This window comes from Marinagarivorans sp., assembly GCF_982758155.1.
In genome coordinates, this window is the sequence record NZ_CEXWTU010000172.1 from 1 (window position 1) to 11003 (window position 11003).

The 11003-nt window shown below is 47.4% G+C and carries 10 protein-coding genes; 4 read left to right on the forward strand and 6 right to left on the reverse strand.

Annotation, left to right across the window (positions count from 1 at the left end; genetic code table 11):
* Nucleotides 1–30: 30 nt before the first annotated feature.
* A complete protein-coding gene (locus AC3A8L_RS15690) occupies nt 31–594 on the reverse strand; it encodes an ankyrin repeat domain-containing protein (RefSeq protein ID WP_487963215.1) in 564 nt (187 codons plus the stop codon).
* 33 nt (nt 595–627) lie between these two features.
* The gene (locus AC3A8L_RS15695; protein WP_487963216.1) at nt 628–936 is read right to left on the reverse strand and encodes a hypothetical protein; all 309 of its coding nucleotides are present in this window, start codon (nt 934–936) and stop codon (nt 628–630) included.
* Between the two features lie 476 nt (nt 937–1412).
* Here AC3A8L_RS15695 and AC3A8L_RS15700 point away from each other — a divergent pair, with 476 nt between their 5' ends.
* Genes AC3A8L_RS15700 through AC3A8L_RS15715 form a run of 4 tightly spaced genes read left to right on the forward strand, consistent with a single transcriptional unit; the run spans nt 1413 to nt 4325 of the window.
* Nucleotides 1413–1874, forward strand: a complete 462-nt coding sequence (locus AC3A8L_RS15700) for an Lrp/AsnC family transcriptional regulator (protein ID WP_487963217.1) — start codon at nt 1413–1415, stop codon at nt 1872–1874.
* A gap of 34 nt (nt 1875–1908) precedes the next feature.
* The gene (locus AC3A8L_RS15705) at nt 1909–2235 is read left to right on the forward strand and encodes a hypothetical protein (RefSeq protein ID WP_487963218.1); all 327 of its coding nucleotides are present in this window, start codon (nt 1909–1911) and stop codon (nt 2233–2235) included.
* A gap of 14 nt (nt 2236–2249) precedes the next feature.
* Entirely contained in the window at nt 2250–2648 is a 399-nt protein-coding gene (locus tag AC3A8L_RS15710; protein WP_487963219.1) for a cupin domain-containing protein, read from the forward strand.
* A gap of 33 nt (nt 2649–2681) precedes the next feature.
* Entirely contained in the window at nt 2682–4325 is a 1644-nt protein-coding gene (locus AC3A8L_RS15715; RefSeq protein ID WP_487963220.1) for a glycoside hydrolase family 43 protein, read from the forward strand.
* A gap of 58 nt (nt 4326–4383) precedes the next feature.
* On the opposite strand, the gene AC3A8L_RS15720 is transcribed toward AC3A8L_RS15715, so the two are convergent.
* The 4 genes from AC3A8L_RS15720 to AC3A8L_RS15735 all read right to left on the reverse strand — a co-directional run.
* Nucleotides 4384–6156 carry a malectin domain-containing carbohydrate-binding protein gene (locus tag AC3A8L_RS15720; RefSeq protein WP_487963221.1) on the reverse strand — a complete coding sequence of 591 codons (1773 nt, stop codon included), beginning with the start codon at nt 6154–6156 and terminating at the stop codon, nt 4384–4386.
* A 621-nt stretch (nt 6157–6777) separates the two neighbouring features.
* Nucleotides 6778–10143, reverse strand: a complete 3366-nt coding sequence (locus AC3A8L_RS15725) for a two-component regulator propeller domain-containing protein (protein WP_487963222.1) — start codon at nt 10141–10143, stop codon at nt 6778–6780.
* Between the two features lie 6 nt (nt 10144–10149).
* Nucleotides 10150–10311 carry a hypothetical protein gene (locus AC3A8L_RS15730; protein WP_487963223.1) on the reverse strand — a complete coding sequence of 54 codons (162 nt, stop codon included), beginning with the start codon at nt 10309–10311 and terminating at the stop codon, nt 10150–10152.
* A 270-nt stretch (nt 10312–10581) separates the two neighbouring features.
* Nucleotides 10582–11003, reverse strand: a 422-nt coding sequence (locus tag AC3A8L_RS15735) for a hypothetical protein (RefSeq protein WP_487963224.1), incomplete at its 5' end; no start/stop codon positions are given.

Consider the following 11003-nt stretch of genomic DNA (forward strand, 5'->3'; position numbering starts at 1 on the left):
GCTGAAAATTAATCCACGATGGTTTTTATTTCACCTTGAAAGGGCTGGTGTTTTAACCAATGCTTGATAAGACTCGAGCCGTAACTGAGCAAAATCTTTCACGCTGATTAGGTAGTCAATTTTGTAAGTGGGATCTGGTACTACTTTTGCGTTAGGGTTTGCGCCTTTCTTTAATAGGTAATTGAAGAAATCAATATCAGGTACAACCGCCGCGTTATACAAACAAGAGAAACCATTGGCGGACATTGTATTAATGTTAACCCCCGCCTCGATCAATAATTCTATTGCCACCTTATTCTTCACATTTATATTACACGCTGCTGTTAATGCGTTTACGCCATGCTGCGTGACTAGCTCTTTGTCGGCATCCAATAGCGCTTTAAATATTTCTGTATTTTTAAGTATTAACGCAAGCTCTAACGCACTCAGGGCGCTAGCGGTGGGCGGTTTTACATCACACTTCTGTGTTATGTATTGCGTAACTTTTGGCAGGTTGTGGGTTTGAATTGCGTTAATAAGGTCTGAATATTGGCATTGCGCCGTGGCATAGGACGAGCTAGTAATACTAAGTGCAATAATGATATTTTTTAACATGACATTCACTGTGTTGTACGCTGATGTTAATGGTTAATCCGAACTATCCGTTAAATTACTGACGATAAAGCCGCTGCGAATCCCTCTTAAATACCCAATTTCAAGTAAAAGACCGACAGACAACAATGCTCCAATCATAATGCCTGTGCCGTATTCATAATGATCGACGATGACGAGCGCGGCCAGTGATAGCACTAAAGCGGTAGATGTTGCTAAGACTGCAGGAAGCGTTCTAATAATGATGACCTGCTTGCAGAATGTACATTTAATACGCGCTGGATTAACGGCTGAAAGTACAGCAATAAATGTGGGTGGTTTTTTACAGTTGGAACAAAATTTCATGGGGTTGCTATCCGGTTAATCGCCTGTTTCTTTTAGCTACCCAGCAGCAATACTCTAGGTAGTTATGATGCCTGCTCTTTTTTGTTGGCAGTGCGTAAAGGAGTCTAAGCGAAAAAGCGGCATTATTGATAGTGGCATTTAAAAAGGAGGGGTTTTAATTTTTTCTGAGCGCGATGTGTTTGATCGAGGTTGGAGCCAAGGGTTGTGATGGCGGGTATCCCATCAGTACGGCGTTGGTGGATTGTGTCTACCGGTGCCTTCCCTTGTTTTACGCTTGTGGCGCATTGCTCACGGGCTGCTGGGTAAGCGCTGCCTGTGCTCTGCTGGTGTTACACAGTATAAGTAAAAATCTGCGCTATAAGATTGCTAAAAATCTCGATGGTAGGATTTTTTGGCAATATTATGCTCGTTATTATTAAAATGTTGGCATAATATGCTTTGTTGGTGATTTTGGTTTTTACCTGAGGGTGGATGTTGTGAATTTAGACAGTTACGATCGTCAGATCTTGTTGGCTTTGCAGGCTAATGGCAGGATGACGAATCAGGAGTTGGCGGACCTGATTAGTTTGTCGCCTTCGCCGTGCTTAAGGCGGGTTCGGCAGCTTGAGGAGAGTGGGCTAATTGAAGGCTACCGTGCTCAGCTGAATGCGAGAGCACTGGGTTTGACGCTCATGGCGTTTATTCAAATTAGCTTGGATAAACATTCCCCTGAGCGTTTTGATGAGTTCGAAGGCCTTGTGGTTACCTTTCCAGAGGTACTTGAGTGTCATCTAATTGCCGGGCAAGCGGCCGATTATTTACTTAAAGTCATCGTCAAAGATATGGATGATTATCAACAGTTTTTGTTGCACAAGCTTACCCGTATTGAAGGCGTGAGCGGTGTGCACTCATCCTTTGTTTTAAAGTCGTCGCTGCAGCATGCGGCTTACGCAGTTTAACCTCTGTACTCAGTAGCCCTAGGAGCTAATATTGATGGACAACGCCTTAATTTTTCAGCTGGGAGATATTGCCGGCTTAGCGCAAAAGCAATTCCAAGAGCAGTACCAAAACATTGACCCCATTATTGGCATTAATCGGCAATTGCGTAAGCAGGGCTTTGCGATTGATATTATGACGATAGATTGTCCTGTTTCGCAAAAGCGAGTGACTCTGCTATTTGAAGACGCTAAACCGGAAAGTGCCGGTTATCAGTTTGGCGAAATCAACCAAGATCCCGGCAATCATTTTGAAACGATGCTTGTTGTGGAGCTTAACCAGCAAGGTTTTTACGATTTAATGTGCCGGGGGTTAGTTTCTTGAAGTGGCTTTGTTGTGTGAGCGCGGTGTTATTGGTGGGGTGTGCTAGTCGGCCGGCACCACAAGTGGTTTATCCACAGCCTATCTCGCTAAAATCTTGGACTGCGGAGCAGAAGCGGCAACCTGTGGCGCTGCAGCATTTACAGCGTAGCGACAGTAGCAGTAGCCATTATATTTTGTTGAATGGTGCCGAGCAGCCGCATTATCACGATAAGCATGATCTATCGGTCACGATTATTAAAGGCGAGAGCGTGATTAATTTTGAAAATCGCGCTATTGCCGTTGAGGCTGGTGATGTCGTGTTTATCCCTAAGGGCACTTATCACTGGGCTGAAAATGTGGGCGACGATGGCTGTGAAATACATGCTGTCTTTTCTCCAGCCTTTGATGGAAAAGATAAGCGTTTGGCGCAATAGTCCGTTATTTTTCATTTCAAGAGTCAGTAAATTATGTCCGGTGTTATTCAGAATCCTATTTTAAAAGGTTTTAATCCCGACCCTTCAATTTGTCGTGTTGGCGATGATTTTTATATCGCCACATCGACTTTTGAGTGGTTTCCCGGAGTGCAAATCCATCACTCGAAAAATTTGATCGACTGGACGCTTATCACGCACCCATTGAGCCGAGTGTCGCAGTTGAATATGAAGGGGCACCCTGACTCTTGTGGTGTTTGGGCACCATGTTTAACGTACAGCGATGGTCTATTTTATTTGATTTATACGGATACGCGCGCGTATCAAAATGATTTTCAAGTGCGGCATAATTATTTGGTGACAGCGCCAGATATTGAAGGGCCTTGGTCTGAGCCTATCTTTATGAATTCCAGCGGTTTTGACCCATCGTTGTTTCACGATAATGACGGGCGAAAATGGTTTTTGAATGTGCTGTGGGATCACCGACCAGAAGCCAATTTAAACCACCATCGCCAAGCAAAAAGCTTTGCGGGCATTTTATTGCAAGAATACGATCCTGCGAAAGAGGCATTAGTGGGGCCAATTAAAAATATTTTTAAAGGCTCTGATCTGGGGTTGGTGGAGGGCCCACACCTTTATCAACGCGAGGGCTATTATTATTTATTAACAGCCGAGGGCGGAACTTTTGCGCACCATGCGGCTTTATTTGCACGCAGTAAAACACTGGATGGCCCTTATGAATGCGACCCAGAGGGCCACTTTTTAAACAGTGCGAGCTCGCCAAGCAGTGCCCTACGGCGAAGTGGCCACGGTGATATGGTCGAGTTGGCAAATGGTGATTGTTATATTGCGCATTTAGCAGGCCGACCATTACCGTACCGTGGCCGTTGTGTGATGGGCCGCGAAACCGCGTTGCAAAAGTTACAGTGGAGCAATGACGGTTGGCCGCGCTTAGCGCAAGGCCATAAAGGGCCAGATTTACAAGTGCCAGCCCCTGCGGATTTAGCTTCAAGCACTTTAAATGATCAAGGCCGCCGTGCCGGTACAGTGCTCACACGGGAAGTGTTTGATTTTTCAACGGATCAACTCACGTTACATTACCAAAGCCCGCGCGTTCCTTTAGTGGAGCCTGAATTAAGTTATCTGGCCCGGCCGGGTTATTTACGCTTAGTGGGCCGCGAAGCGCCCATGAGCCTTTACGAGCAAACGTTAATTGCCCGTCGCCAGCAGGCTTTTTGTTTTACGGCGCAAACACAAATTGATTTTACGCCGAAGAATTTTCAGCAAATGGCGGGTTTAATCAGCTATTACAATACGCAGAAATTTATTTACTTAGTGGTAACTCACGACGAGACATTGGGGCGTGTGTTAGAAGTGATGTTGGCGTGCAATAACGGTGCGGTTCAATACCCGTTAGGGCAGCGTATAGCATTACCGAAAACCGGTGAAATTAAGTTAAAAGTCAGTGTGCGTGATGATCAGTGGCGAGGGTATTGGGCCACTAAAAATGATTATGAATGGCAGCCTGTAGGTGGCTATTTTGATTACAGTATTTTAGCGGATGAAGTTGGTGGCGAGCATTTCACGGGGGCTTTTATTGGTATGGCCTGCCATGATTTATCAGGGCAACGTTGCGTCGCCGATTTTAGCCAATTTATTTACAGTGAAGAAAACGATTAACGGGTACTCTTAAAAAACTAGGCGTAAATCTTTCGATTTACGCCTAGTGTAACTGCCTTTATTTCAGTTTTAAGGCAACGGTATGCAGTGTGACATCTACTTCCATAAAATCACGCGGCCCATTGTGGGGTTGGCCTTCACTCAGTTCTGCAACAAATTGTAATTTGCTGGGGTTGTTATTACCGATTAAGTGAGCCGGAATGGTAATGCGAATCCAGTGGTCTAAATGAAGGTTCGGGTCGATATCAATAAGACGCACTTGATTACCGTTGGTGCCAGTATCAATGCTTAGTGTGGCAAAACCATTGTGACGATCAAAGCGGTTAGGAATAAAGGTGCGATTTCCAAGTTTGAGGTCAATGATCACGCTTTCAACGGTGTTCCATGCGGGGAATAGACCGTCGTCATCACTAATACCTAAGCCATTTTCATGTTGATGAGTATCCTCATAATACTTATGCACAAAAGTGCGGCGCAAGGTGAGGTCGCCATTACAGTCATCGTCTGCAGCTTTTTGATTGTTAACCTGTAGGTCGTAGGTGTTTATATCGGATGATTTCAAGTCGGCATTATTAATTCCACCTTGGCCGTCAGGGTGGTTAATAAAGTCCCAGCCCCAATAGCTACTAGTGCTTGGGCCAAGTGCGATGAAATGATCGCCATTAATTACGGCGCCACACGTGACAGCATCGAAATTCATACCGTTACGGGTTGTGGATTCCACAGCCGGCGGCTCACCTATTGCTCCGTCTACCGAGGTGATTAAAATCGCGGACGCTGTTGCGTTGTCGACACTGGCATCAAGGGTGAGCGATAAATTACCGTCTTCTACCAGTATGTTACTTTCACTAATAGTATGAGCAACACCTTTACCGGATGTGGCAAACAGATCTAAACCATTGGCTAGGGTAATGCCTTCGGCGTCGATATCGATTAAACGCTGGCCGCTCGCATCGAAATAGTCTTCGACTGTGTAAATAGTGACATTGTAGTGGCCTGCGGTAACGGGTAGTTCCATGGTCCACTTACCCCAACGATTGGTGCGGTAAAGCACGTCGTCTACGGTGCCTGCAATGTCACCGCCGTTGGCTTGTGTGGTTTGCCCCTCACTAGCGCGCACAAATTTTTCGGGTGTGAAGGTTTGGCCGCTCGCGTCGGTGAAGTCTTCGTTGGCGCCAAAATTATAGGCGTAGATTGTTTTAAGGTTGCCCGCAGCGCTCGAGGAGCTGGCCATGGATGATTGCGTGCTTGATGACGAAGCGGCTTCGCTGGAAGCGCTTTTATCAGCCACAAACGTTACGAAGTAAGCGGCAATATCCTCGGCACAACTACCTGTGCAATCGGAAGGGCTAAAGGAGGGGGACGCGGGCATGTTAACTTCAATGTAATTCACTAAGTTATGTAGCGTGGTTCTCTGCAAATTATTGATGTCTATTTTGGCTACACCTGCGCCAAATACACCATTGCCCATATTCGCGTGACAAGCGCTGCATTTCTTCGTGCTGAAGAGCGCTTCACCCTGAGTGGCGTTACCGGTAAAGCTGACGGCACTGGATGCCGTGCTACTGGCAATGCTACTGCTCGAAGATGAGATGGCATCGCTAGAGGGGGCTACAGAAGATACGCTGCTGCTCGCTAGACTTGAGCTAACGGAGCTAGACGCGAGACTGCTGACGCTTGAGCTACTTTCTAAGCTGCTGGCTTCGCTAGAGCTTAAAGCGGTACTGGAGCTTATCGAAGAGGTATTTGGTGTGGGAATTTCGGGGGGGGTATTGCCTACGCAGGCAACGAGTGTGAGTGGCGCAAGGAAAAGGCCAAGTAATTTATGCATGGGTATATCACCTTAGGTTGCGGTAAATAAACAGCGGCCTCTATGGGCGGATTGGTGTTTTTTACGCGCAAAAACATTAAGTTATTGGTGTAACTTCTACCCCAGAAAGTTACAAATTTTGTTGATCCGTCAACTTTTATTTTAAGGGACGAGGTGATAATAATTTATCCAATTAGGCGATGAGATCGGTTTTCTTATCGAGGCGCTTAAAGGGGCGCATGCCGGGGCCTATATGGACATAGGTCATTAGGATAACGCATGGAGCAGTTATCGAGGCATGTAACGCTTTGAGCAACGAAGGTAAGGAGGTCGATATCAAGCATTAGTGGATGAAATATTGTTTCCTCGTCCCTAATGGCTCCGTATATTTACGGATGCTTTTTTTTGTTGTGCGATCTTATGAGATAACGGCGTATTGAACAATTAATACTCAGTGCGTTACGTCAGTGATTGTACCGATGAGGCAAAACGAAAAATATTGAGTATTGAGTTTATGGCGATGCCGTTTGCACGGCCCAAGCATAATGGCGGGATAAAATAAGCGGAAGGTAGTGCTGATCACTACCCTCGCTAAGGGGATGAGTGGGAATCAAGTGTGATGTGCGTCACGTTTTTGTGAGGCTATTTTTCCGTCCAGACTAAGGAAGCTTTTTCTAAATTGGTGCTGATATTCAGTTGGCCGCTTTCAAGTTGCTGCAGTATGTGTGCCTCGTAGGCGAGGTCGACAATTTCGCCTTTGCGGCAGTCCATGTTTTTGGGTGTAATACCAATCCAGCCATTTTTACCCGAGCGTTTTGTGCCGTATAGCGCGCGATCGGCAATGCCTATGACTTGTTCCCAACTGAGTGCATCGACATAATGCGGGTGAAAGGGGTAGGCGGCAAAGCCAATGGAGGCGGTTTTGTACAATGGTTCGGTGCGGCCAATATCGAAAGGCGTATTAGCTATGGCGGCACGTAGCCGTTCGACAGAAATCTCTACGTCTTCACGTTTTAAGTGGCGCATCACGACTACAAATTCCTCGCCACCCCAGCGGACGATGTAATCGGATTGGCGTAGAGCATGGCGCAGAACATCGGCGAATTGGATTAAGAGTTTATCGCCGGCATCGTGGCCATAGGTATCGTTAACCGATTTGAAATCGTCCAAATCGAGAATCACAAAAACCAACCCCGAGGTATTCTCGGCGGGTATACCTTGTGCAAATTGGCGCTGTACTAACGCGATATCTTCATGAATAAACTGATCGAGATAGCGGCGGTTGTTTAAGCCGGTTAATTGATCGGTAACGGTCATGGATTCGAGCTTTTCATTCAGGGCGGCAAGCTGTTCGTGGGCTTCTAGCAGTAATTCTTTTTCTCGGTTTAATTCTAAAGTGCGCTGCGCAACTTTATGGTCGAGTTCGCGGTTAATGTTGTCTTTCATGCGCTCAACTTCGCGCAGCTTAGTGACGAGCTCTCGTTCACTTTCGAGCTTTAAACGCGCATTTTCTAAACGCGCACGTTGGACATAATAAAAGCGTAGAATAATACCCAGCAATATCAATACGTAGGCTGTTTTAGCCCAGAGGGTTAACCAGGCGGGGGGCGTTACGGTAATGTTTAGTTTTTTTGATTTGTTGTTCCAAATGCCGGCACTATTGGCCGCTTTGATCTCCAGTTGGTATTCGCCGGCGTCCAAGTTGGTGTAGGTGGCACTGCGTTGTTTGTCGACCCAGTTCCATTCTTTTTCAAAGCCAACTAAGCGGTAGGCGTAGTTGTTATCTTCCGGGGAGCGGTAATCGAGTGCGGCGAAGCTAATGGAAAATACGGATTGTTGGTGGGTGAGTGTAATGTGCGATGTATGGTTGATATCTTGTTTTAAAATGCCGGTTTCGTCGCCAGCTTCAATCGACTGATTAAAAACGCGAAAGTCGCTCAGCACCAATGCGGGCGGTAGCCAGTTAGAAATGAGTTGTGACGGGCGGAAAATGACAAGCCCTTCTGAGCTGCCAAAAACCAGTTCGCCGGTTTTTAAGTGCGAGCCCGAGTCGCGATTAAAAAGGTTGCCGGGTAGGCCGTGGCCACGCGTGTAATGGTTAATCGCCCCGCGTGTAGGATCTAAAACGACGAGCCCTTGGTAGGTGGCTAGCCAAATTTGACCTGCAGGGTCTTCTAAAATACTACTCACGGAAAGGTCGGGTAGGCCGTCTTTTTCGCCAAAGCGAATGAAGCGCTTTTTCTGCCGATCAAAGAGGTTAATACCGGCACCGTCGGTACCGACCCACAGGCGACCTTGAGAGTCTTCGAAGAGGTTGGAAACCATATTGGAGCTAATACTCTCGGGATCGTTGGGGTCGTGAAGGTAGGGGGTGAATACGCCGGTTTCAGGGTCGAGCTTAAATAAACCCCCAAAAGACGCAATCCACAGGTTGCCTTGTTTATCCTCATAAAGACTACGTGTGTAGAGTTCGGTGGCCTTAGCGCCATTGATGTCATTCGGTAAATAGCGCTGGAAATCATCGGTTTCTGGGCGATAGCGGTTTACGCCTTTTTCGGTGGCAATCCACAAGCGCTTTTGGCTATCAAAGAGCAGCGCCCAAGGTTCGCGGCCTAGTAGTGAATTGGGGTTGCCTGGCTCTGGCAGGTAATGGCGAAAGGCACCGGTTATGGGGTCGCGGCGATTCAGTCCTCGATCCCAGACGCCTAACCAGATCTCTTCATTATCGCCATAGGTCATATCCAATATTGTGCTGCCGGATAAGCTGGCGGGGTCGAGAGGGTCGTGTGAAAAATGCGTGAAAGTATTGTGTGTTCGGTTGAGAAAACCGAGGCCAAAGCCGGCGCCGACCCAGAGGTTACCCTTTTTATCTTCAAGCGTTGCCAATACACCGCCGTCGGGTAGCGAGCTGTTATCGCGAGGGTCGTGGCGGTAGGTGACAAACTGTGAACCCTGTTCGTCGACGAGGTCGATGCCGCCGGGAAAGTAACCGACCCAAATGCCGCCGCTTTTATCTTCAAGCAAGCTGCGTACAACAAAATTACCCGGTGATAAGGGTTTGCCTTCTTGGTAGTGGTGGCTTTCTACGGATAAATCGATGGGTGAAATGACATGAACGCCTGTGCCGTCGCCAATCCAAATAAGGCCGCGGCGATCTTGGATAATATCCCATACCGAGTCTGATTTTTCTGAGTTGTTGTGTATGAAAGGCGTCGCCGTTCGGCTTTCTATATCAAATAAGCTAATGCCGGCGCCTTGAGTACCTACCCATAATCGATCTTGCTGATCCAACATTAATGTTCGAATTTTATTGCTGGGCAGGCCAGCCTCCCCTTGCTGCCAGTTAATGCCTTCGCCGGTTGCCGGGTTGTATAGGCTAAGGCCGGCATCTCTGTGGCCTAACCACCAGCGACCTTGCTCGTCTTCAGCCATTGCCGTAATCACGTTGCTGTTGTCGCGGGTGTGCTTTATAAGCCATGGGTTAGTCACGGCTACTGGCTCGAGGGTCTCGCGGTTAATAAGGAAGAGGCCTTCGCTGCTACTTAACCACAGCTGTTTTTTGCTGTCCTCAAAGAGGTAGTCGTAGCTGGGGTTGTCGGTAAGGCGTTTGACCTCAATGGTATTACAGTCGAATTGCTCTACGGGTGTATTGTAGTGGCAGAACCCTTCGCGCGTGGTTAGCCATAGTTGGCCGCTTTGGGTAATTAATAGCCGCTCCACCCAGTTGGACGGTAAGCCGGGTTGCCCTGAACGGTGGCGAAACGGCAGTAGTTCGTAACCGTTGTAGCGTGCTAGCCCTTTGGCTGCCGCAAACCAGAGATAGCCTTCGGTGTCTTGGGCGATATCGTTAATGTGGCCCATGCTTTCTAGTTCATTCTGCGCAATATGCGAGAACTTTAGTTGCGGCAATATATTTTGTTTGGCCTGCGCCCAAGGGGAGTGTAGAGCAAACGGTAGGCAGCAAAAAAGCAGCAACCCCAAGACGTGAATCTGGCGATTGAGTGTCATATTCGTTTACTCCGTTTGCCGGAAGTAAACGGTGAATCTGTGGTGAGCAATGTGCATTCCATTGGGTGCAGCAGCACCGGCCAGCCAATCTACATATTCAAGATAAGTTTGGATTTTATCAGCGAATTCGGGGTCGAGCTGCTTACCACTAGCTCCAAAGTATGACAATTATGCGCGCCCTTTATAACTAAGGCTAGTTCAAATTCTGCAACGAAAGTGGGAGTTATTTCAATTTAGTATAAATTGACCTCATTACTTTTGAGCGGAAGGGAGTAGCTATTAGGTCCATTTGCCCATAAATATGATTCCACGAGGTATTGACTCGATCAGCTTGTAAGCTAAAGCCGGTGAAGCTGGAGGGCAATAAATGCTTTGATGCCTGTGACGACCTTTTGATTACCTGTGCATAACTAGAATACTTTCGGCAATTTTTTGTGGCTAACGAGTGGCCCAATAATGAATGCAAAAAATGGGCAGCACGGCCAGTAGGGTTGAAAGCATGTCTGGCCAAGAGTGATATTGCTGATAGCGCATTAAAGCCAGGTAACCGATGAGGGATAGCGGCCAAAATAGGTAAACGGCACGGTATTGGAAAACCCCACCCAGCACCCGCCTTCCTTTATAAAGCCAAAATAAGTACCAAGTACAAGCGGCCGCGGTGGCAGTATGGGTGCTGTAATCCCACCCGCGTGATGGCCATAGGCTTAGCGTGCTGTCGGCAAACATGAGTCCGTAAGCAATACCTGCAAGCAGTAAAATACTGCAAAGCGCTTTGAGCGCCACTTTGGGTTGGTTGAGTTGCGCAGCCACGCTAACGAGCATGCAGAGGAATAAAGCAGGCACGTAGGTATCGGCGATAG